At 70.4% G+C, this 21,230-nt stretch carries 20 protein-coding genes and 1 pseudogene; 9 read left to right on the forward strand and 12 right to left on the reverse strand.

The genetic code is table 11. From position 1 onward, the window contains the following. Positions 1–167: 167 nt before the first annotated feature. Positions 168–764 (reverse strand): HAD family hydrolase, encoded by a 597-nt coding sequence (locus tag NE236_RS16070; RefSeq protein WP_252842773.1) that lies wholly within the window; start codon positions 762–764, stop codon positions 168–170. A gap of 175 nt (positions 765–939) precedes the next feature. Between NE236_RS16070 and NE236_RS16075 the strand changes: the two genes are divergently transcribed. Beyond that, positions 940–1,617, forward strand: coding sequence for a TetR/AcrR family transcriptional regulator (locus NE236_RS16075; protein ID WP_252842774.1), 678 nt, complete (start codon positions 940–942; stop codon positions 1,615–1,617). Positions 1,618–1,782: 165 nt separating this feature from the next. Here the strand turns inward: NE236_RS16075 and NE236_RS16080 are convergent, their stop codons facing one another. Further along, entirely contained in the window at positions 1,783–3,921 is a 2,139-nt protein-coding gene (locus NE236_RS16080) for an MMPL family transporter (RefSeq protein WP_252842775.1), read from the reverse strand. Positions 3,922–4,227: 306 nt separating this feature from the next. Between NE236_RS16080 and NE236_RS16085 the strand changes: the two genes are divergently transcribed. Continuing rightward, positions 4,228–5,655 carry an ATP-binding protein gene (locus NE236_RS16085; protein ID WP_252842776.1) on the forward strand — a complete coding sequence of 476 codons (1,428 nt, stop codon included), beginning with the start codon at positions 4,228–4,230 and terminating at the stop codon, positions 5,653–5,655. Between the two features lie 5 nt (positions 5,656–5,660). Here the strand turns inward: NE236_RS16085 and NE236_RS16090 are convergent, their stop codons facing one another. The 4 genes from NE236_RS16090 to NE236_RS16105 are packed head-to-tail and all read right to left on the reverse strand — an operon-like array spanning position 5,661 to position 8,253. Then, positions 5,661–6,755, reverse strand: coding sequence for a thiolase C-terminal domain-containing protein (locus tag NE236_RS16090; RefSeq protein ID WP_252842777.1), 1,095 nt, complete (start codon positions 6,753–6,755; stop codon positions 5,661–5,663). Next, complete coding sequence (locus tag NE236_RS16095; protein ID WP_252842821.1) at positions 6,710–7,354, reverse strand: MMPL family transporter; 645 nt, start codon at positions 7,352–7,354, stop codon at positions 6,710–6,712. The genes NE236_RS16090 and NE236_RS16095 overlap by 46 nt, the downstream gene beginning before the upstream one ends. Beyond that, entirely contained in the window at positions 7,237–7,917 is a 681-nt protein-coding gene (locus NE236_RS16100; protein WP_252842778.1) for a histidine kinase, read from the reverse strand. The genes NE236_RS16095 and NE236_RS16100 overlap by 118 nt, the downstream gene beginning before the upstream one ends. 3 nt (positions 7,918–7,920) lie before the next feature. Next, positions 7,921–8,253: a hypothetical protein gene (locus tag NE236_RS16105; protein WP_252842779.1), complete on the reverse strand. Its 333-nt coding sequence runs from the start codon at positions 8,251–8,253 to the stop codon at positions 7,921–7,923. On the opposite strand from NE236_RS16105, the gene NE236_RS45530 reads away from it, so the two are divergent. Together NE236_RS45530 and NE236_RS16120 are read left to right on the forward strand one after the other, a co-directional pair. Further along, a complete protein-coding gene (locus NE236_RS45530) occupies positions 8,248–9,597 on the forward strand; it encodes an AAA family ATPase (RefSeq protein WP_504915079.1) in 1,350 nt (449 codons plus the stop codon). The genes NE236_RS16105 and NE236_RS45530 overlap by 6 nt on opposite strands. Next, the gene (locus NE236_RS16120; protein WP_252842780.1) at positions 9,594–10,322 is read left to right on the forward strand and encodes an HNH endonuclease family protein; all 729 of its coding nucleotides are present in this window, start codon (positions 9,594–9,596) and stop codon (positions 10,320–10,322) included. The genes NE236_RS45530 and NE236_RS16120 overlap by 4 nt, the downstream gene beginning before the upstream one ends. Positions 10,323–10,342: 20 nt before the next feature. Here the strand turns inward: NE236_RS16120 and NE236_RS16125 are convergent. After that, positions 10,343–10,684 (reverse strand): annotated as a pseudogene (locus tag NE236_RS16125) (thiolase C-terminal domain-containing protein); the annotation flags it as partial. 128 nt (positions 10,685–10,812) lie between these two features. Here NE236_RS16125 and NE236_RS16130 point away from each other — a divergent pair. Further along, positions 10,813–11,607: an SAM-dependent methyltransferase gene (locus tag NE236_RS16130; protein WP_252842781.1), complete on the forward strand. Its 795-nt coding sequence runs from the start codon at positions 10,813–10,815 to the stop codon at positions 11,605–11,607. 106 nt (positions 11,608–11,713) lie between these two features. Here NE236_RS16130 and NE236_RS16135 read toward each other — a convergent pair whose 3' ends face one another. After that, a complete protein-coding gene (locus NE236_RS16135; RefSeq protein ID WP_252842782.1) occupies positions 11,714–12,013 on the reverse strand; it encodes a Dabb family protein in 300 nt (99 codons plus the stop codon). Between the two features lie 524 nt (positions 12,014–12,537). Between NE236_RS16135 and NE236_RS16140 the strand changes: the two genes are divergently transcribed. After that, on the forward strand, positions 12,538–13,596 hold the full coding sequence (locus NE236_RS16140; protein WP_252842783.1) for an LLM class flavin-dependent oxidoreductase: 1,059 nt from the start codon (positions 12,538–12,540) through the stop codon (positions 13,594–13,596). Between the two features lie 93 nt (positions 13,597–13,689). After that, on the forward strand, positions 13,690–15,195 hold the full coding sequence (locus NE236_RS16145; protein ID WP_252842784.1) for an AMP-binding protein: 1,506 nt from the start codon (positions 13,690–13,692) through the stop codon (positions 15,193–15,195). A gap of 9 nt (positions 15,196–15,204) precedes the next feature. On the opposite strand, the gene NE236_RS16150 is transcribed toward NE236_RS16145, so the two are convergent. Beyond that, the gene (locus NE236_RS16150) at positions 15,205–16,116 is read right to left on the reverse strand and encodes a cyclase family protein (protein WP_252842823.1); all 912 of its coding nucleotides are present in this window, start codon (positions 16,114–16,116) and stop codon (positions 15,205–15,207) included. A gap of 23 nt (positions 16,117–16,139) precedes the next feature. Between NE236_RS16150 and NE236_RS16155 the strand changes: the two genes are divergently transcribed. Continuing rightward, positions 16,140–17,339 (forward strand): serine hydrolase domain-containing protein, encoded by a 1,200-nt coding sequence (locus NE236_RS16155; RefSeq protein ID WP_252842785.1) that lies wholly within the window; start codon positions 16,140–16,142, stop codon positions 17,337–17,339. Positions 17,340–17,407: 68 nt separating this feature from the next. Here the strand turns inward: NE236_RS16155 and NE236_RS16160 are convergent, their stop codons facing one another. Both NE236_RS16160 and NE236_RS16165 read right to left on the reverse strand, forming a co-directional pair. After that, the gene (locus NE236_RS16160) at positions 17,408–18,139 is read right to left on the reverse strand and encodes an SDR family NAD(P)-dependent oxidoreductase (protein ID WP_252842786.1); all 732 of its coding nucleotides are present in this window, start codon (positions 18,137–18,139) and stop codon (positions 17,408–17,410) included. 9 nt (positions 18,140–18,148) lie between these two features. Next, positions 18,149–18,784: an isochorismatase family protein gene (locus tag NE236_RS16165; RefSeq protein ID WP_252842787.1), complete on the reverse strand. Its 636-nt coding sequence runs from the start codon at positions 18,782–18,784 to the stop codon at positions 18,149–18,151. 79 nt (positions 18,785–18,863) lie between these two features. Here NE236_RS16165 and NE236_RS16170 point away from each other — a divergent pair, with 79 nt between their 5' ends. Then, entirely contained in the window at positions 18,864–19,553 is a 690-nt protein-coding gene (locus NE236_RS16170; protein ID WP_252842788.1) for an endonuclease V, read from the forward strand. On the opposite strand, the gene NE236_RS16175 is transcribed toward NE236_RS16170, so the two are convergent. Then, positions 19,540–21,177: a penicillin-binding transpeptidase domain-containing protein gene (locus tag NE236_RS16175; RefSeq protein ID WP_252842789.1), complete on the reverse strand. Its 1,638-nt coding sequence runs from the start codon at positions 21,175–21,177 to the stop codon at positions 19,540–19,542. The genes NE236_RS16170 and NE236_RS16175 overlap by 14 nt on opposite strands. Positions 21,178–21,230 lie beyond the last annotated feature (53 nt).

Raw genomic sequence — 21,230 nt, forward strand, 5'->3', positions numbered from 1 at the left:
CCCGTCGAGAAGTCAGCACGTAGCTCCATGGCCCCTCCGGGGAGAGCGAACTCCATCCGCAGACTATGGAGGCCATACCGTTGATCATCGAGGGTTTTCGCCTCTATCGGTGCGAAAACCCTCGCCGATCATGGCCCCCTCGGCGCCTGCGGCTACGGCGCGGCGCGCTACCCGGCGGTCAGGTCTCGGGCCTGGTCCGGGGAGTGGAAGACCTCGGCGCGCATGCCGACCTCGCGGGCGGCCAGGACGTTGACCTCCGTGTCGTCGATGAACAGGCAGTCGGCGGGCGCGACGCCGAGGTGTTCGGCGGCGATCTCGAACGCGCGGTGGTCGGGCTTGGCCACGCCGATGGCGCAGGAGTACGTCAACGCGTCGAAGTGCGCGAGCCACGGCCCGTGCCGCTCCTCGAACACCGGGACCAGGTCGGCGATGATGTTCGACAGCAGGCCGAGGGTGCGCTCCTGCCCAGCGAGCTCGCCGAGGAGGGAGACCATGGCCGGGTCGACGTCGGTCCAGCTCGCGAGGTCCGCCTCGATCAACGCGCGGATCGTCTCGGAGGTGAACCGCACGCCCACCCTGTCGGCGACCGCCGCCCAGTACTCCGCGCTGGGCTGTCCGGCGTCGTACGGCTTGCGGAGCGCCCAGTAGGCGTCCCACAGCGCCTCCGGCTCGACGCCGGCGATCTCCTCGATCCGGCGCTTGGCGTCGGGCGTCTGGGGCAGCGCGATGACGCCGAACAGGTCGAACAGGATCGCACGCGGCATGCTGCCCTCTCCTCGAACAGGATCACAATCGGTCATGTGAGCCTATGCGCCGCCGCGCCGGTGTCGCGAACATGTGAGGGGACCAGGGCGGCCGTCCGGCGCGTCCGGGCCCGCCGGTGACGGGACGTGACAGGCACTTGAACAAGCGGTTGGGCGGACACGCCATAATGAGGGGGTGACGACCACGAGCAAGGACAACGGACGGCAGCGGGCCGACGCCCGCACCGGCACCGCGGGGGGCGGCCGCCGGCGCGCGAAGGGCTCGTCGGCGCTCGCCTCCGAGCGCCGCGACCACCTCGTGAAGCTCGCCGCGGAGCTCTTCGCGAAGAAGGGGTACCAGGCTACGACCGTCCGCAACATCGCGGACGAGGCCGGCATCCTGTCCGGGAGTCTCTACCACCACTTCGACTCCAAGGAGTCGATCGTGGACGAGATCCTGACGTCCTTCTTCGACGTGCTGGCCGCCGCGAACCAGGCGGCGCTGGCGAGGGGCGGTGACCCGCGCGAGGTCCTGTCCGAGCTCGTGCGCATCTGCTTCGGCACGCTGGTCCCGCACCGCGCCGCCATCATGGTGCTGCAGAACGACTGGAACTACCTCAAGCAGTTCGACCGGTTCGACTATCTGACCAAGGCCGAGGCCGACACCGAGCGGTTGTGGGTCGACCAGATCAAGCGGGGTCAGGAGAGCGGCCTGTTCCGCGACGACATCGAGCCGAAGCTCACCTACCGGATGATCCGCGACACCATCTGGGTGACGGTCCGGTGGTTCCACCCCGAGGGCCGGCTCGACGCCGACGGCCTCGCCGACCACTACATCAAGGTCCTGTTCGACGGCATCTCCAAGCATCACTGAGGCCGCGCCGGGCGCCACAGGCCGGGCACTGCCGACCCGGGCGCCCGCGGCGCGGTCACTTCAGCCGAGCTGGACGATGCGTTCGGCGAGCATGTCCGTGTGCGTCTGCTCCTCGGCCGCGTGCTCCTGACCTACCTCCGCGCTCACGGTCTACACCGCCCCCGCCTACTCGGCGCGGACCGGCACGCGCGGCGCGGCGGTGGCGGGTTCGGCGGCGGGCAGCAGGCGGGCGAGCCAGCCGGGCAGCCACCAGTTCGCCCCGCCGAGGAGCTCCATGACCGCCGGGACGAGGACCATGCGGACGACCGTCGCGTCGATGAGCACGGCCACGCCCAGCCCCAGGCCCATCTGCTTGACCGCGATGTCCGCGCCGAGCAGCACTGACAGGAACACGCACACCATGATCGCCGCAGCGGCGGTGATCACACGGGCGGTACGGGCGAGCCCCCGCGTGACGGCCTCCCGCGTCGCCACGCCCGCGTCGTACTCCTCACGGACCCGGGAGATCAGGAACACCTCGTAGTCCATGGACAGCCCGAACAGGATCGGGAACATGAACAGCGGCACCCACGCGGTCACCGGCATCCCGGTCGGGAAGCCGAGCTGACGCCCCAGCCATCCCCACTGGACGACGGCGGTGAGCACACCGTAGGCCGCCCCGATGGACAGCAGGTTCATCAGCGCGGCCTTGATCGCGATCGCCACCGACCGGACCAGCACCAGGAGCAGGAGCAGCGACAGGCCCACGACCACCGCGATCAGCAAGACCAGCCGGGACGTGACCGCGTCGGCGAAGTCGATCGTCCCGGCGTTCGGGCCGCCGACGTACACCTGCGGGCCGCCGGCGTCGCGCCGCGCGGCCATGGCCGCGCGCAGGGTGTGCACCAGCCTCGGCGTCGCGGCGTCCTGCAGACCCGTCTTCGGGTACGCGACGAACATGGCGGTCGTCCCGTCCCGGCTGGTCCGTACGGGCGTCACCGAGGCGACCCCGGGCGTGCTCCGGACGGCGTCGGCCACCGGCCGGGCGTCACCGGGCGGGCGGGCCACCACGACCAGCGGCGCGTCGTATCCGGCGCCGAAGCCGTCGGCGAGGATGCGGTGCGAGGCGTAGGCACTCGTGTCGTGGGGCTGGGTGCTGGAGTCGGTGAAGCTCAGCCGCATCGACAGCGTCGGCACGGCCAGGGTGAGCAGCGCGATCGCGGAGGTCGCGAGGGCGAGGACCGGCCGCCGCTGGATCACCCCGGCCCACCGCTCGGACAGCGGACGGCGCGCGCGCCGCCGGGTCAGGAGGCGCAGCCCGAACCGGTCGATGTTCCGGCCGGTGAAGCCGAGCAACGCGGGGAGCAGGGTGATCGCGGTGACCATCGTCATCAGCACCGTCAGCGACGCGGCGACGGCGACGGCGTTCAGCAGCCGCTGGCCCATGACGAACAGGCCCATCAGCGCGACGACCACGGTCGTGCCCGCGAACAGCACCGACCGCCCGGCGGTCGCGATGGCGACGACGGTGGCGTGCTCGGGGTCGGCTCCGTCCTCGGACAGGGCCTCGCGGTACCGGGTGACGATGAACAGCGCGTAGTCGATGCCCACGCCAAGGCCGATGAGGCCGGCGACGATCGGGCTGAAGCCCGGCGCGGGCAGCAGGTGGCCGAGCAGGCCGATGCCGGCCAGGCCGGTGCCGATCCCGAACACCGCGGTGACGATCGGCAGGCCCATCGCCAGCAGCGATCCGAACGCGATGAGCAGCACGATGACGGCCGCGAGCAGCCCGATGCCCTCCGTCGGCCCGCCCCCGGGCGTCTCCGCGTTGATCACCGCGCTGCCGCCGAGCGCGAGGGCCAGGCCGTCCCCGGACGCCTTCCGCACGTCGGAGATCATCGCGGTGACGTCCTTCACCGGCATGTCGTCGGACACCTTGTCGAGCTGGACCGGGGCGAACGCCGTCCGTTGATCGGGCGACACCTGGCCGGGCGCCTGATAAGGCGAGCTCACCGACACGACGTGCGGGGTGTGGGCGAGGTCGCCGAGCACCTTCTCCACCCGGGACCGTACGGCCTGGACGCCGCCGTCGGCGCGGATGGCGAGGGTGAGGGTGTCACCGTTCTGGCCCGGGAAGTGTTGCTTGATCAGCTCCTGGGCACGGGAGGACTCGGATTTTCCTCCCGAGAAGTCGTTGTCGGCGGGTGCGGCGAAGCTGAAGCCGACGGCGATGATGATCGCGGCGCCGACGATCCAGGCCGCCAGGACCAGGCGCCTGCGGCGATGACAGAAACGGGCCAGCCGTGCGAGCGGTCCGTCGTACATGGGGATCACCTCGTGGACGTGTCAATGGCGTCCCGAGGGTGACGGCCGGTCGCGCCCGTGCGCGTCAGCCCGGCGATGACACTTCGCGGCGGCCGTACTCCTCGGGGAGTACGGCGGTGGTGGTAGCGGATGGCCGTGGTCGTCCGTACGGAGCAGGAAGCCGGTGCGGCGGCTCGCCCGTGAGACCTGCCGGTGTGCAGGGGCCGCCCAGAACTCCCGACTTAAGTAAGATGACATCTACGTAAGATGCAATCTACGTTGGTTCGATCTTACTTCGGGGGGCTCGACATGGAGTTCAGAGGACGGGTGGCCGATCTGGCGTTGCTGGACCGCCAGCTGGAGCTCGTCTCCGCGGGCAAGGGGAGCACCCGCGGGCAGGCACTGATCATGACGGGCCGCCGCCGAGTCGGAAAGTCACGCCTTGTGCAGGAGTTCTGCGATCGGTCGGCGGTGCCGTATGTCGTCTTTCAGGCGACTCGTGGCAGGAATGCGGCCGCCGAACGCTCCGACTTCATAGAAGGCATCGGCCAATCCGGTCTACGGGGTGCCGAGCTGATCGAAGGACTCGAGCCCCGCGACTGGAACCAGGCCCTGCGGTCCCTTGCCGTGGCCCTTCCGGACGACACGCCCAGCATCGTCGTTCTGGATGAGGTGCCGTGGCTGATCGAACAGGACGGGGAGTTCGAAGGCGCTCTCCAGACCGCGTGGGATCGCCATCTGTCGAACAAGCCCGTTCTGATGATTCTCGTCGGCAGTGACCTGTCGATTATGGAGTCGCTCCAGGAGTACGGACGACCGTTCTTCGGACGAGCGGCCAGAATGACCGTTCGCCCTCTCAGCCTCAGTGACGTCCAGTCGATGACGGGACTGCCCGCCGCCGAGACGATCGACGCCTTCCTGATCACCGGTGGGCTACCAGAGGTGATCAGGCCGTGGGAGCCGGGAATGACCCGCGCCGATTACCTCAGGGACAGCCTGGCCAACCCCCTCTCGCCGTTGTTGATGGCGGGGGAGCTCACCTTGCTCGGCGAATTCCCCGAGGCCACATACACCCGGACCGTCCTGGAGTCGATCGGCACAGGCGAACGGACATTCGGTTCCATCGCCAACAAGGCCGGCGCGGGCTCCCCGATCCCCTCGGGAACGCTCTCACCCATCCTGGCGAACTTGATCGCTAAACGCGTCATAGCCGTCGACATTCCGCTCTCCGGAAAACTTGACAGCAAGAACAAGCGCTACCGGGTGGCAGATCCCTACCTCAGGTTCTGGTTGGCGTTCCTGCAACGGGGGATCGCGGAAAGCGAGCGTGGCCGAGGCGATCTGGTTCACCGCCGCATCGAACGATCATGGACCTCCTGGCGTGGACGGGCCGTCGAGCCGGTGATCAGGGAATCCCTGGCCATGATGCTCCCTGCTGACGAGTGGCCGGAGACCGAGGCGATCGGTGGCTGGTGGAACCGGCAGAACAATCCGGAGATCGATCTGATAGGAGCCGATCGATCACCGGTCGCGAACCGGATCCACTTCGTCGGCTCGATCAAGTGGCTGGAGGACCAGCCGTTCTCACGGCACGACTATGACTGCCTCGCCCGGGACCGTTTCTCGGTTCCCGGAAGCGACCATCAGACCCCCCTGGTCGCCGTGACGCGCTCCGGAGTGGTCGACGCACTCCCGTTGACCCAGGTCTGGGGACCGGACCACCTCGTCGACGCGTGGCGGCGCACGGTCGGCTGATCCGCTCAGCGGACCAGGATGGCGGCGCTGCCGTAGCTGCCGCCGAAGCCGGTGCACAGGGCGACCTCGGCGCCGGGGACCTGGTTCACTCCGTCGCCGCGCAGCTGCCGCACCGCCTCGGCGACGTTGTTGAGGCCGTGGACGTACCCCTCCGACAGCAGCCCGCCGTGCGGGTTCACGGTGGCGAGTCCCTGGCGGAGCGCGTCGGACAGGTCCGCCCGCGCGCAGAGCCCGAAGTCCTCCAGTTGGCGCGGGACCAGCCAGGAGTAGGCGTCGTACAGCAGGGCCACGTCGACGTCCGCTGGTGTCATGCCCGCGGCCGCGTAGAGCGGACCGGCGACATGGGAGGAGAAGATCCTCGTCACGTCACCGGTCCTGTCCATGGCCGAGGCACCCGGCCCCCCGCCGCGGACGACGGCGTGGACGCGCGGGGCGCCCGGCGCCCGGTCGGCGGAGGTGACGACCAGGGCGCAGGCGCCGTCCGTCTCCTGACAGCAGTCGGCGCGGCGCAGAGGCGAGGCCACGGGCGGGCTCGCCCAGTAGTCCTCCTGCTCGCGGCGCAGCGCCCGCGGGTTGGCCGCGGCGTGGGCGCGGGAACCGCGGACGACCGCGCACAGGTCCTCCTCGGTGAGACCGGTGTCGTGCAGGTAGCGCTGGGCGGCGAGGGCGAACTGCAGCACCGGTCCGGCCAGGCCGTACGGATGGGTGAACTGCTCCTCGACCCCCTCCCCCAGCTTCAGGGAGAGGGTGTTCATCCGCCGTCCGGACCGGCCGTTGAGGGCCCGGTAGACGAGGACGGTCCGGGCCAGGCCCGCGTCGATGAGCATGGCGGCGTCGCCGAGGATCGACGCGGACTGCGTGCCGCCGCCGTAGATCTCGTTGTGCCAGCCGAGCTCGATCCGCAGTTCCCGGGCGACGTGGATCACGGGGGCGGAGTCGCCGAGGTGGTAGCTGAGGATCGCGTCCGGCTGCTGCCCCGCCTCCTCGATCGCCCGGCGCGCGGCCTCGACCGCCAGCTGCAGTTCGGTGCGGCCGGAGCTCCGGGACAGGTCGGTCATGCCGATCCCGGCGATCGCCGCCTTTCCGGAGAAACCCTGCATGGCACCTCACCCGATGACGGCCGGGCGGCAGGGACCGCCCTGGCGGGAGCGACCCGGCCTGGTGCCGCCAGTCTGTCATAACAATCGCTTGCTCGGCAGCTGGCCCGATCCGGCTCCGGAGACGATCTTGATTCGGCCGGCCCACCGCCGGGCGTTTCGGCGTTCACCACCGCGGCGCCGCCGAGGGCGAGCGTCAGCCCGTCCCCGGACCCCGCGCGCACGTCGGAGATCATCGCCGCGACGTCCTGCTTCGGCACGTCGCCGGACCCCCTGTCGAGCTGGATCGGGGCGAAGGCCGTCCGGCGGTTCGGCGACACCTGACCCGGCGCCCGGTACGGCGAGCTCACGGATGTGACATGCCGGGCGTGGGCGAGTTCGCCGAGCACCTTCTCCACCCGGGGCCGTACGGCGTCGATCCCGCCGTCGGCGCGGATGGCGAGGGTGAGCGTGTCGCCTTCCTGGCTGGGGAAGTGCTTCTTGATCAGATCCTGGGCCTGGGAGGACTCGGCCTTGCCTCCGGAGAAGTCGTTGTCGGCCGGTGCGGCGAAGCTGAAACCGACGGCGATGACGGCCGCGGCGCCGACGATCCAGGCCGGCAGGCAGGCGGACACCGTGAACCCTCCGGCCGGCCCCCGCCGCGTGGCGAACCGTCGTCCCCGTCGCCGAGCAGGTGCAGGGCGCTGCCGGCCTGCACGGTGATCGTGACCATGCTGTGCGCGACGGTGTCGTGCAGCTCCCGGGCGATCCGCAGACGCTCCTCCACGACGCGCCGGGCGGTCTCCCGCTCGCGGCTCTCCTCGGCCTGCCGCAGCCGCTCGGCGGCAAGCTCGCGTCGGCTGCGCGCGTACTCGCCGAACAGGATGATCCCGGCCAGCAGGGTGACCTGCGGCAGGGAGTCACTCAGCGTCTGCATCACCGACTCGCCCTTGAGCCCCAGGGTCACGACGTACCCGGCGATCAGGTAGAACACCGTGACGCCGGTGGCCCAGCGCCACTTTCCGGCCAGGGCGGCGAAGTACAGCTGGACCGACAGCACGTACGCCGGGGAGAACCCCGGATATCCGGTCGAGTAGTAGACGAAGAGCAGGGCGGAGGAGGCGAGGAGGACGCCGAGCGGCCACCGCCGGTGCAGCGGGATCGGCAGCGCGATCAGCGCGACCACGATTTACGCCCCGAGGTCGACCGGCCTCGAACGGGGCTCGCGGGCCACCGACACGGTGATGCACAGACCGATCACCTCGCCGATCGTCAGGATCACGTCGATCAGCACGGCACGGGACGGACGCATGCGCGAACCGTACGCCGCTCGACCGCTACTGGGTATGGTGCCGGCCCGATCCTCGACCCCCTGCGGGCTTGCCGCGAACCCGAGATCACCTTTTCGCGTGACGCAGCATGCCCGGATGACCATAAAGTGCATGCCCGCCACGGTGACCGAAAGCGACGTTACACTGGGTCGCCCAAGGTCGGGATTCATCAGTCGGAGGTCGTCATGCATGTCGCCAGGCTGGAGATATCCGGCGTACGCGGCTTTTCTGGCGATCGCTCGGTTGAGCTCGATTTCTCTCGCCCCGACGGATCACTCGCCGGCTGGACCGTACTCGCCGGCAGAAACGGATCGGGTAAATCAACACTTCTCCAGGCATTGGCCCTATTGCTCGCAGGCCCGCGATCCACGGCATTCATTCCAAGCCTCGCCGATTGGATAAGCACCGGCAGCACGACCGCGAGGATGGCGGCCACACTCCGCGCATCCGCCATGGATGCGTACCAGCCCACTCTGTTCGACAACCCCGCATCAGAGCCTAGGGTTTGGATGGATTTCGTAGGGCCGTCATCAGATACCGGCCAGGGACAGGATCTCCAAGAGCCCGAATTCTCCGGTACAGGAGTCGACTCACTCGCACGTCCCCACGGAATTCACTCTGTCGCCGGGACCTCTCTCGGATGGTTCTACGCGGGTTACGGGCCGTTTCGCCACTTGGGGACGGCCGGAGCATGGAGACGCCGAGGAGGCGGCGCTTCGAAAGTCGCACGTCAGGTGTCTTCGCTGTTCGACGAGAGCGTCTCTTTGGCGGATGGCATCGGCTGGCTGATCGAACAGCATTTGTACCAACTCGAGGGCCGGCGCGGAGCCGCGGAATTCCTCCGGACGGTGCTGAGCCTTCTCGGCGATGGTCTTCTGCCCGACGGATTCCAGGTCTGCCGGGTTGATTCGGAAGGACTGTGGGTCTCGCACCAGGGCACCGAATTTCCGCTACGGGAGATGAGTGATGGATACCGTGCTGTCACCGCGCTGGTGGTCGACATGGTGCGGCAGATGCACATCGCATACCGCGACCTCACGCTGGAGTACCAAGGCGACACCCCCACGCTCCCGTACCCGGGCGTCGTTCTGATCGACGAGGTCGACGCGCATCTACACGTGAGCTGGCAGAAGGTGATCGGCACCTGGCTGAAGGAGCATTTCCCTCAGATACAGTTCATCGTCACGACCCACAGTCCCTATGTCTGCCAGAGCGCGGACCCGGGCGGTCTCATCCTCCTCCCTGGCCCCGGCGAGCGAAAATCGCCCCACGCGGTAGATGACGACCTATACGAACGGGTTGTCTACGGCAGCGGCGACGACGCGGTTCTCAGCGATTTGTTCGGCATCGGATCACCATACTCCGCCGTTGCGGAGAAGCTTCGTCGAAGGCTCGGCGACCTTGAGGTCAAGGTGCTGGACGGATCGGCGTCAGAAGCCGAGGCCAACGAATACAAGAGACTGAGCAGCGCATTGACCAGTTCGCTCAGCGCCCGCATCGACGAGGTGGCGGCTCGGTTGGGGCGCGAGAGATGATCCCGATCATGCGGCATCCCTTGGACGATGGGCTGGGATCGCGGTTGAGCGCCCGTACGACCGCCCTGAAAGCGAACGCGCATTCCCCCGAGGCGGCGCGGCGCGCCTGGAAGTCCGCGTCCGCCGAGCGGCAGGGGCTACGCGAACGACTGAACCGCATGGCCGCAGGGATCATGCGCTGCATGTACTGCGGGGACAACCTCGGAACCGACATCGACCACTTCGAACCCATCAGTCGCGCCCCGCTGAGAACCTTCGAGTGGCCGAATCATCTACTTGCCTGCAGCTTCTGCAACAGCAATCAGAAACGCGATACGTATCCCTGCGACCCTCAAGGCACACCCCTTTTGATCGACCCCTCAACAGAAGATCCAAATGAGCATCTGAGATTGGCCTTAGCGACCGGCGAATATCGACACCTCACGGCGAAAGGAGAGGTGACGATCCAGGTCTTCGGCCTGAATCGAGCCGACCTCGTCCGGGGCCGGGCCGGAGCGTTCCACACCCGCCGAGCGGTCCTGTGTCACGCTCGGTCACTTCTCTACGGTGACCGCAAGGACGAGGCCGACCGCTGCTTGCGAGCTCTGGCCGAGGAGCCTCATGCGAGCGTTCTCCACGCGATGCTGCGGTCGGTCGACCTGCCGGGCGCGGTGGTGGTGCTGGGAGCGGACGTCGTCGCGGCACTCAGGGACCCGAAGATCCTCGACCTCCTGAGTCTCACTTAGGGGACGACTGTAGTACCGCGTCAGCGGGTGAGGATGGCGGCGCTGCCGTAGGAGCCGCCGAAGCCGGTGCAGAGGGCGACCTCGGCTCCGGCGACCTGGTTCACCCCGTCGCCGCGCAGCTGGCGCACCGCCTCGCCGCGCAGCTGGCGCACCGCCTCGGCGACGTTGTTGAGGCCGTGGACGTAGCCCTCCGACAGCAGCCCGCCGTGCGGGTTGACGGTGCCGAGGCCGTGGTGCAGCGTCTCGGCCAGGTCAGATCGGCCGCACAGCCCGAAGTCCTCCAGCTGCCGGGGGACCAGCCAGGAGTACGCGTCGTAGAGCAGGGCCACGTCGATGTCGGCGGGCGTCATGCCCGCGACGGCCGGGCGGCAGGGGCCGCGCTGGCGGGGGCGACCCGGCATGGTGCCGCCAGTCTGTCATAACAATCGCTTGCTCGGCAGCTGGCCCGATCCGGCCCCGGAAACGATCTTGACAGGGCATACTGACTCCCGTGCCAAGCGACAATGGGACTCCTCCCGCCTTCGACGTGAACATCCCGAGTTCGGCGCGGATGTATGACTACGCGCTCGGAGGCAAGGACAATTACGCCGTCGACCGGGAGACCGCGGAGCGCATCTTCACCGCGTTCCCCGCCCTGCGTGAGCTGGTGGTGGCCAATCGCGGCTTCCTGACCCGGGCGGTGCGTTTCATCGCCGACCAGGGCGTACGCCAGTTCGTCGACCTGGGGGCCGGAATCCCCACCTCGCCGAACGTTCACGAGATCGCCCGCGAGGTCCACCCGGACGCCCGCGTCGTCTACGTGGACCACGATCCGATCGTCGCCGCCCACAGCAGGGCGCTGCGCGCGGACGGGGAGGGGGTCGCCGTCGTCGAGGCGGACATCCGCGAACCCGATGCGGTTCTGTCCCGGATCGAGGACGAGGGGCTCATCGACTTCGCCGAGCCGGTCGGTGTCCTCTTCATCGACGTGCTGCACTTCGTCACCGATGACGAGGACCCGGCGGCGATCGTCGCACGCTTCGGGGATCGCCTCGCACCGGGCAGTCACCTGGCACTCTCCGCCGCGTGCAGTGACGGGGTCGACCCCGAGAGCGCCGAGAAGGTCACCGCGGCCTACAAGAACGCCACGACCCCGCTGGTCCCGCGCACCCGTGACCAGATCGAACGCTTCCTCCACGGTTTCGAGCCCGTCTCGCCGGGGCTGGTCAACATGGCCGTCTGGCGCGCCGCAGGACGGGACATCCCCGGCGGACTGGCGGGTGTCGCCCGCAAACCCGCCCCATGAGCCGGCCCCGCGAGCCCGCTGTTCGGCGGGCTGGCGGTCGTCTCGATCCCCGCAGGCCCCTCCCGGCGTTCGGCGGGCGCGGGAGGGGCTCCGGACGCTCAGCGCGTCACAGGTCGTACTGCACCGCGGCGCGTTCGGCGAGGATCGGCTTGATGTACTCGTCGATGACCGCGCGGTGCACCGGATGGTCGCGATAGACGACATAGGCGTCGCGGTCGGCGAAGTCGGCGACCACGGCGAAGTCGAAGTTGCCGTCGTTCAGCCCGGCGTCGCCGCCCACGTGGTACGCCGCGATCTCGGGGATGGCGCCGGGCAGGGCGTTCAGCCGGCCCACCACCTCCCGCCTCCGCTCGTCCGTCGCGCTCTCGTTCCACCGGAAAACCACCACGTGCCGGAATCCGGCCATGTCCCCTCCTCGGTCGATGCTTCGCTGCAGACGATACGAGAAGGGCCCCGGCGGTCACCGGGCGCCTCCCAACGCCGCGCTCTCGCTCCGCGGCTCTCTGCGGGCCGGTTCATCCCGCCAGGTGCGCCGCCGTGCGTTCGGCCAGGTCGAAGGCCTTCCGCCGGACGCGCGAGGGCGGCCGGGCTTTCGCCCGGCCGCCCGTCCCACTGGGCCGGTCAGGCCCAGGACACGCCGCCCATCGCAGGCCTCCTTCCCCCACGCCGATCAGGGTCGCCGCTCCCCCGAGAATGACGATCTCTGACATAGAGGCTAGGGAAACGATCACTGCGGGCAAATACGTAGTTTGACATATTTTGTAGGTATCACCGCCTGTATGCGGCAATTCACGGCAGGTATTCCATCTCCCCGACCTCTTCCAGGACTCCATCCCGGGCGACATGCCTGCTACGCTACCAAGCGAGCGCTTGGTACACGGCCGGTCGCGGCACGCCGAGGCGACAGCGGGAGAAGGGGCCCTATTCGTCATGAAGTTCTCCACCTTCCACCTCTTCCACCGGTTCGAAGGGCAGACCGTCCGGGAGGTGTACGACTACCAGATCGAGATCGCCGAGCTCTGCGAAGAGCTGGGCTTCGACGGACTCTGGGTGGCCGAGCACCACTTCCGCGACTACGGCGTCATTCCGAACATCTTCCCCCTGCTGTCCCACCTCGCCGCGCGCACCGAACGGCTGCGACTCGGCACCGGGATCGTCGTGCTGCCGCTGCACAACCCCGTCCACGTGGCCGAGGAGGCCGCGATGGTCGACCTGCTGTCCGGCGGCAGACTCGAGATGGGCATCGGCCGCGGCTACCAGAGTGTGGAGTTCGAGAGCTTCGGCGTCGACCTGGGCGAGGCCCGCGAGCGCTTCAACGAGGCACTCGACATGATCATCGCGCTGTGGACGCAGGAGAACGTCCACTTCCAGGGCAAGTTCTACGGCACGGGCAAGGAGGTCACCCTCATGCCGCGGCCGGTGCAGCGACCGCACCCGCCGCTGCACGTCGCCGCCGTGAGCCCCGAGACCGTCGAGCTGTACGCCGCGCGCGGGCTGCCGATCCTCGCCGACCCCTCCGCGCCCTTCAAGAAGATCGCCAAGGCCGCGGAGACCTGGCACGAGACCGCACGGGCGAGCGGCGTCGACACCGAGGGGACCGAGCTCGTGGCCAGCCGGTCGGTGTACGTCGCGCCGACCGTCGAGCAGGCCCGAGCCGACCAGGCCCGCTTCGAGAGCTCATTCGACCGGTCGCGCATCTTCAACCGGCAGAGCGCGCCGATCGACTCCCGGACCGGCCAGGTCGCCAAGGGCTTCGAGTACTGGCAGGACCGCTACCTCAAGGGCGGGGAGGTCGGCAACGACTTCCGCTGGGAGCAGCTGGAGGTCATCGGCGACCCTGACCGCGTCATCAACCAGATCAAGATGATCCAGGACTTCGGGTTCGCCAACCTCATGTGCGACTTCGGCAGCACCCGGCCGGTCCCCATCGAGGAGATGAAGAAGGTCCTGCGGTTCTTCGCCGCCGAGGTGATGCCGGCCTTCCGCTGACGCCCACCCCGGATCGCACCCGCGCAAGCCCCGCCTCCACGACACGCACACCCGACCCGACCTCTGCACGCGCGGGATTCGACAGGAGACGTGATGTCCGTACACGGGTTGACCCTGGGAGACGTTCTCGGCGAGCACCGGCGCGGCCGGCCACTCGGCCTGGCGGTCGTGGACGCGGACGTACGCCTGACCTATGCCGGGCTCGACGAGCGGGTGAACCGGCTCGCCGCCGCGCTGGCCGCCGACGGGGTCGCGCCGGGCGAGCGCGTCCTGTGGCTCGGCCGCAACTCCTTCCGGGTCCTGGAGCTGCTGCTGGCCGCCGCCCGGCTCGGCGCGATCTTCTGTCCCGCCAACTGGCGGCAGAGCGCCGACGAACTGACGTTCGTCCTGGACGACCTGCGGCCCGCCGTCGTCGTGTTCGAGGAGTCCGAGGCGGCCGGGCAGGCCCGCACCCGTACCGCCGCATGGGCCCGCTGGATCGCCGCCGGCGAGGAGTACGACGCCTGGGCCGCCGCCGGCGCTCCGACGGAGCCCGCCGTGGAGGTCGCACCCGATCGCCCGGTGCTCGCCCAGTACACGGCGGCGTTCGACGGGCGGCCGGCGGCGGCCCTGCTCAGCCACTCGGCGCTGATCGCGCACTCCATGGCGATCCTGCACATCCGGCAGATGGAGGACGGCTTCACCTACCTCGGCTGCGGGCCGCTCTTCCACGTCGGAACGATGATGTTCTGCCTGGCCACCTTCCAGCTCGGCGGCACGAACGTCTTCACCCCCGCGTACGACCCGAAGGAGGTCTGCCGGCTCATCGAGGCCGAGCGCTGCACCCAGGCGTTCCTGTTCGGCCCGATGATCGACCAGCTCGTCGAGGCGAACTCCGGCGGCACCTACGACCTGTCGTCGCTGCGCTTCGTCTCCCACTCCCCCGAGTGGGACGCCATGATCACGGTCGACGACAGCCCGTGGTGCGCCTCGAAGATGGGCGGCTACGGGCAGACCGAGGTGGGCGGCATGCTCACGTTCCTCGGCCTGGCCCCCGGCGGGCAGGGGTACGCCGGGCGAACCTCCCCGCTCGCCCACGTGCGCATTCTCGACCCGGAGGGGAACGAGGTGCCCGCCGGGGAGACCGGCGAGATCTGCGCCCGGGGCCCCGGCGTGTTCAGCGGCTACTGGAACCGGCCCGAGCTGAACGCGGCCAAGACGGCGGGCGGCTGGCACCACACCGGCGACCTCGGCCGCCGGGAGCCCGACGGCACCCTCACGTTCATCGGCCCGAGGCTGCGGCTGATCAAATCGGCCAACGAGAACATCTATCCCGCCGAGGTCGAGCGCGCGCTGAAGTCGCACGAGGCCGTCGCCGACGCGGCCGTGATCGGCGTGCCGGACCCCGAATGGGGCCAGAACGTCAAGGCGATCGTCGTCCTGAAGGAGGGCGCGTCGCTGACGCGCGAGCAGGTCGTCGAGCACGTGCGGTCCCAGATCGCCTCGTACAAGAAGCCGCGCCATGTCGAGTTCGCCGCGTCCATCCCGAAGAAGGGGTACACGCCGGACTACGACGCCCTCGACGCGGCGTACGGCGGAGGCGGCCACCCCGGCCGGTGACGCGCCGGATCACAGGACCGCCAGGGGGTTGATCGGACTGGCCGTGCCGCCCTCGATGGCCAGGGGCGCCGCGACGAACAGGAAGTCCGTACGGCCCGTGGCGGCGAGCTCCTCCAGCCACAGCATCTCGGCCAGGTGAATCCCGTGCCGCCACAGGAAGATCAGGTGAAGGTCGTCGTCGAGGTCCTCGTCGGCGAGCTGGCGTTCGTTCAGGCCGCCGATCGCGGCGTTGTCGCACGCCACCATCGCGACGTCCCGGTCCGCCAGCCAGCGCCCGGCGCCGGCCGACAGGCCCGGCTGCCCGGCCCAGTACGCCTCCGGGGACTCCTGCCAGGTCAGCGGCCATCCGGTACGGACGACGGCGACGTCCCCGGAGCGCACCTCCACGCCGCACGCCGCCAGGTCATCGGCCGAGACGCGGTCCCCGGCGGCCAGGTGACGGACGCCGCGGAGCCGCGGCACGTCGAACAGCACGCCGCGGCCGACCACCGGACCGGCCTTGTCGATGCCGCACCGCGACGCGCCGTACGAGCGGACCCGTCCGGCCGGGTGCCCGTTGTACAGCCGGTCACCGGTCCACATGTGGCACAGCGCGTCCATGTGCGTGGTCGTGCCGTGCGGCGTGACGACCAGCGCGTCGTCGGCCATCTTCAGACCCGCGCCGATCGGCCGGGCGCCGGCCGCGTAGTCGCCCGCGTCGACCGACATGAAGTGCTGAGGCAGCGGACGGCCACGCAGGTGCGGGACGGTGGTCGGGGCCGGAGACGAGGTGGCGCCGCGGATCGGCAGCGACAGGCTCAGCGGCCGGCCCTCCCGTACGCAGGAGACGGCGGCCCGGACGACGTCGGGGGTGAGGAGGTTGAGCGCGCCCCGCTCGTCGTCGTCCCCCCACCGTCCCCAATTATTAGACTCACTCACAATTGCCCCCTTCAGGAGTCAGGCACATGATCGAAGGTCACTGCGATCCAGCGTTCGAGGCGGTCCGGACGGCGTTCACCGACGGCTTCGAACGCGGCGAGGAGTTCGGCGCGGCCGTCACGGTCCACATGGGCGACCGGTGCGTCGTGGATCTGTGGGGCGGGGTGGCGGACCGCAGGTCCGGCCGGCCCTGGCTGCGCGACACGCCGTGCCTGGCGTTCTCCTGCACCAAGGCCGTGACCGGCACGGCGGCGCTCCTGCTCGCCGAACGCGGCCGGTACGACCTGGAGGCCCCTGTGACGTCGTGGTGGCCCGAGTTCGGCGCGGCGGGCAAGGAGGCCGCGACCGCCGAGCACCTGCTGTCGCACCAGGTGGGACTGCCCGCGCTCCGCCGCGACGTGCCGGTCGCCGACGCCCACGACCCCTCCGCGATGGCCGCGCTGCTGGCGGCGCAGGAGCCGGAGTGGAAGCCCGGCACCGCGCACGGGTACCACGCGCTGACCTACGGGTGGCTGGCCGGGGAGATCGTCCGCCGCTGCTCCGGCCGTACCGTCGGGGAGTTCGTCCGCGACGAGATCGCCGGGCCGCTGAACCTGGACCTGCACGTCGGCGCGCCCGACGACGTGATCGAGCGGGCGGCCCGGCTCAGCGCGGGCCGGAAGGCGGACAAGGGCGGCGCGGGCCGCGGCCAGAGCGCGACCGGCGAAGTGCCCATGCCCATGAACCCGAACGATCCCCTCGCCAAGATGATGGCCGGGTTCCGCGACCCGGGCAGCCTCCTGGGCCGCACCTTCGGCAACCCCGACATCAACAGCCTGCCCGGCGGCAACAACAACCCGCAGATGCTGCGGGCCGGCTGGCCCGCGCTCGGCATGGTGACCACGGCCCGGGCGCTCGCCGGCTTCTACCGCGACCTCCTGGCCGGCCGGATCGTCGGCCGTACGACGCTGCGCGACGCCGTCGTGCGCCGGGTCGCCGGCCCGGACCGCGTGATGTACGTCGACAGTTCCTTCGGCCTGGGCTTCATGCGGCCGTCGCTGGTCTTCCTCACGCCCAGGGCCGGCTGGGACTCCGCGTTCGGGCACACGGGCCTGGGCGGCTCCATCAGCCTCGGCGACATCGAGAGCGGCCTGGCGCTCGCGTACATCCCGAACCGGATGGGCGACGAGGTCTCCGGCGGCGTCCGCGCCTACCGCCTCCTGGAGGCCGCCTACGGCTGTGTGTGATGGCGCTCGCTCCCACCGGCGCGGTGCGCGGGCGCCTGACGCGCCGCCCTCCCTCGTCCCCCGCACCGTCAGCACATCGTGATGCCGCCGCTGACGGACAGCGTCTGGCCGGTGATGTAGCCGGCCCGGTCGGTGCACAGGAACGCGACGAGACCCGCGACGTCGGCGGGCCGGCCGATGCGGCGCAGCGGGATCTGCCGGGCGATCTTCTCCAGCAGCCCGGGGTGGTGTTCGGCCACGGCGTGCTGCATCGGGGTGTCGGTCGGTCCCGGGCAGACGACGTTGCTGGTGACGCCCTGCCGGGCGGCCTCGCGCGCCAGGGTCTTGGCCAGGCCGAACAGCCCGGCCTTCGTCGCGGCGTAGGCCCCCTCGCCGCCCGAGCCCGCCCGCGCGCCGTCGGAGGAGATGAACACCAGCCGGCCCCAGTCCCGCATCCCCGGCAGCAGCAGGCGCGTGAGGTACATGGGGGCGCGCAGGTTGATCTTCCACATGAGGTCCCAGGCCGCCGGGTCGCTGTCGGTGAACGGCTCCACGATGCTGACCCCGGCGTTGTGCACGAGGATGTCGGGAGAGCCGGCGCGGGCCGCCAGGTCGTCCATGCTCGCCGGGTCCGCCAGGTCCACCCGCTCGGCGACCGCGTCCGGGAGCCCGGCGGCGGTCTTGCGGGCGGCCTCCTCGTCGAGGTCGGCGACGATGACGCGCGCGCCCAGCGCGGCCAGGTCGGCGCAGATCGCCGTGCCGATCCCGCCGGCGCCTCCGGTCACCAGCGCGGTGCGCCCGGCGAGCGACAACCCTTCCATCCGGTCTCCTCAGGTTCGGGTGCTGCTGTTCCAGGCCCGTTCGAGCTCGCCGGCGGTCACCCGGGCGGCGAGCAGGCTGATCGTGTGGGTCAGCACGGCGTCGGCGTAGTCGGCGGGAATGCCCGCCATCGCGTCGGTGACGGCCACGACCCGGTAGCCGAGATTGACGGCCTCCAGGCACAGGCCGGGGACGCCGAGGTTGAGTGAGACGCCGACGGCGATGACGGTGCGGACGCCGAGAGAGCGCAGCGTCTGGTCGAGGGAGGTGCCGGTGAACGGCGAGAAGCCGTGGTGGCGCCGTGACTCCAGGTCCGCCGGGTCGGACAGTTCGGGGACGACCTCGATCGCCGGCGTCCCCTCCAGCATGTGCGCCGGGTCGCGCAGGAGTCTGCGGATGAACGGCGCGTTGTCGGTGTGGCTGCCGGCCCGGTCGGCGCGGAACGCCGCGGTGCACTGCACGACCGGGACGCCGGCGGCCCGGGCGGCGGTCGCGACGCGGGCGGCGTTGCGGACGACGTCGCGCTCGGCGCAGGCCTCGGCGAGTTCGGGGAAGCCCGCGAGGTCGCCGACCACGCCGCGCTGCATCTCCATCACCAGGACGGCGCTGTGCCGCGGGCCCGCGAGGTCCGCCAGGGTGATCGGCATGCCGCCACGATAAGCGAGCGAGCACTTGCTTGGGTAGTCCGATCGGCGCCCGGGCTGGTTCCCGGTAGCGTGACCCCTCGTGGATGTACCGGATCTCCCCCCATGGCCGGCCACCGTTCGTGAGGCCGAGGCCGTCCAGGACCGGCTTCGATCCCGCGTCGACCTGACCTCGTCCGGCCCGCTCTCCGTACGGACCGTCGCGGGACTCGACGTCGCGTACGCCGAGGATCGGCTCGCCGCCGCCGTGGTCGTCCTCGATCTGGACGATCTCACGGTGGTCGAGGAGGCCATCGTCCTCGACCGGCCGATGTTCCCGTACGTGCCGGGGCTCTTCGCGTTCCGTGAGCTTCCGGCGCTGATCGAGGGTCTGCGCCGGCTGACCGTCACCCCCGACCTGCTGATCTGTGACGGTCACGGGCTCGCCCACCCGAAGCGGTTCGGCCTGGCCTGCCATCTGGGCGTGCTCACCGGCCTGCCCGCGATCGGCGTCGGCAAGACGCGGCTGGTCGGCACGTACGACGAGCCCGGCGCCGACCGCGGCTCCTGGAGCGCCGTGACAGACGGCGAGGAGGTCGTCGGCCGCGCGCTGCGCACGCAGACGGGCGTCCGGCCGGTGTTCGTCTCCGTCGGTCACCGCGCCGACCTGGAGACGGCCTGCGCGGTGACCCTGCGGCTGACGCCGCGCTACCGCCTGCCGGAGAGCACGCGGCGCGCGGACCGCCTGTCGCGCGGCGCGCTCGCCGAACGCCGGCCCCTCACAGGGCCTTGAGGAAGCGGGCGGCGATGGGGGCGGCGGCCTTGGCGCCGAACCCGCCGCCCTCCACGACGACGGCGAACGCAACGTCACCGCGGTAGCCCATGAACCAGGCGTGCGTCGGCGGCTTCTTGCCCTTCTGCGCCGAGCCGAACTCCGCCGTTCCGGTCTTGCCCGCCGTGCCGGACGGCAGCCCGGCCGGCTTGGCGGTGCCGGAGGTCACGACGGCCCGCATCATCTCCTCCAGCTGACTCCTGGCCGTGGAGTTCAGCCGGGCGGGCCTGGCCTTCTGCGGCACCTGCGGCTCGGTGACGAGCACGGGCGGCCGCCAGGTGCCGTCCGCGACACCGGCCGCCACGCCGACCATGCTGAGCGCGTTGGCCAGATCGCGTCCCTGGCCGAAGCCGGCCACGGCCTTCTCGGCGTCGCTGGTCGGCGTGGGGAAGCTGCCGGGGCCGACGGTGACACCGGGATCGATCTTCTGGTTGAAGCCGAACGTGTTCGCCGCGCTCGTCAGCTTCGCCGCGCTGAGCAGCTTCTGGGTCTGCAGGGCGAACGCCGTGTTGCAGGACTGGGCGAGCGCGTTCTTGAACGTCATGCCCCCGCCGCCCTCGTCCTCGGAGTTGTGGATCGTCTGCCCGCCGATGTTGGCGGTCTTGGGGCACTGCACCGCGGAGGAGGGGGTGAGCCCGGCCTGCAGCAGCGCGTACGCCGTGACGACCTTGAAGGTCGAACCGGGCGCGTAGGTGCCCTGCATGGCCCGGTCGAACCCGCCCGGGATGTTGCCGACCGCGAGGATCTGCCCGGTCGCGGGGCGCATCGCCACCATGGAGGTCGGCTTGCCCTGCCCCTGGAGCGCGTTCGAGAGCGCCTGCTGGACGCGCAGGTCCAGGCTGGTCTTGACGTCCTGGCCCGGCTTGCCGGTGAAGCCGCCGACGGCCTTCTCGACGTGGCCCGACGCGTCCGCGGTCGAGATCGTCGTGGTGGGCGTGCCGGCCAGCCGCTTGTCGAAGCGCTGCTGGATGCCCCACTGCCCCACGACGTCGCCCTTGGCGTACGGCGTGCCGAGCTTCTTCGCCTGTTTGGCGGTCAGGGGCGCGGCACCGCCGACGAGCTGCTGGACCGAGCCGGAGACGCCGGCGCCGTCGATGGCCGTGCCGTCGCCGGCGACGACCTTGCCCCGCTTCGGCCACTTGTACGAGGTCGTGAAGCGCCGGCCGGCGTGCAGGTCGGGGTGGACGGCCTCCGGGGTCCAGGCGACCTTCCACTTGTGGTCGCTGGTCACCAGCCGGAGGCTCCCCGGGTACTTCCAGACCCCCGCCGGCAGGGTGAGGGCGGCGGTGAAGGGGGCGGTCGCCTGCTTGCCCCGCTTGGTCACCCTGCCGAGCGAGGCGTCGACCTTCGTGGCGCCCAGACCGGTTCGCAGCCCCTGGTAGTACTGGTCGAAGTCGGCCGGCGGCGTGACGGTCACGGCCCGCATCGCCGCGAGGTCGCCGTGCCGCCACCCGGCCAGGAACTCCTCGGCGGTCTCCCCCGGGCTCCCCTTCGTGCGCAGCAGGACGTACGCCCCGCCGCCCGCGGCGCCCACGAGCACCACCGCGACGACAGCGACGACCAGCCAGAGTTTCTTGTTTCTCATCGGCCCCGTTTTTCCCCAGCGTTAACGTCCCCCCGGCGGACAATCGTAGTGGC

The sequence above is a fragment of the Actinoallomurus purpureus genome, from assembly GCF_024055795.1.
In the GTDB taxonomy this organism is placed as follows: Bacteria; Actinomycetota; Actinomycetes; order Streptosporangiales; family Streptosporangiaceae; genus Actinoallomurus; species Actinoallomurus purpureus.

Bases quoted from the DNA above. Each gene is read 5' to 3' on its own strand.
- NE236_RS16135 (WP_252842782.1), bottom strand. From the start codon at position 12,013: ATGGCCGGATTCCGGCACGTGGTGGTTTTCCGGTGGAACGAGAGCGCG.
- NE236_RS16140 (WP_252842783.1), top strand. From the start codon at position 12,538: ATGAAGTTCTCCACCTTCCACCTCTTCCACCGGTTCGAAGGGCAGACC.
- NE236_RS16155 (WP_252842785.1), top strand. From the start codon at position 16,140: ATGATCGAAGGTCACTGCGATCCAGCGTTCGAGGCGGTCCGGACGGCG.
- NE236_RS16120 (WP_252842780.1), top strand. From the start codon at position 9,594: ATGATCCCGATCATGCGGCATCCCTTGGACGATGGGCTGGGATCGCGG.
- NE236_RS16105 (WP_252842779.1), bottom strand. From the start codon at position 8,253: ATGCATGACGACCTCCGACTGATGAATCCCGACCTTGGGCGACCCAGT.
- NE236_RS16175 (WP_252842789.1), bottom strand. From the start codon at position 21,177: ATGAGAAACAAGAAACTCTGGCTGGTCGTCGCTGTCGTCGCGGTGGTG.
- NE236_RS45530 (WP_504915079.1), top strand. From the start codon at position 8,248: ATGCATGTCGCCAGGCTGGAGATATCCGGCGTACGCGGCTTTTCTGGC.
- NE236_RS16090 (WP_252842777.1), bottom strand. From the start codon at position 6,755: ATGCAGGGTTTCTCCGGAAAGGCGGCGATCGCCGGGATCGGCATGACC.
- NE236_RS16080 (WP_252842775.1), bottom strand. From the start codon at position 3,921: ATGTACGACGGACCGCTCGCACGGCTGGCCCGTTTCTGTCATCGCCGC.
- NE236_RS16165 (WP_252842787.1), bottom strand. From the start codon at position 18,784: ATGCCGATCACCCTGGCGGACCTCGCGGGCCCGCGGCACAGCGCCGTC.
- NE236_RS16070 (WP_252842773.1), bottom strand. From the start codon at position 764: ATGCCGCGTGCGATCCTGTTCGACCTGTTCGGCGTCATCGCGCTGCCC.
- NE236_RS16160 (WP_252842786.1), bottom strand. From the start codon at position 18,139: ATGGAAGGGTTGTCGCTCGCCGGGCGCACCGCGCTGGTGACCGGAGGC.
- NE236_RS16145 (WP_252842784.1), top strand. From the start codon at position 13,690: ATGTCCGTACACGGGTTGACCCTGGGAGACGTTCTCGGCGAGCACCGG.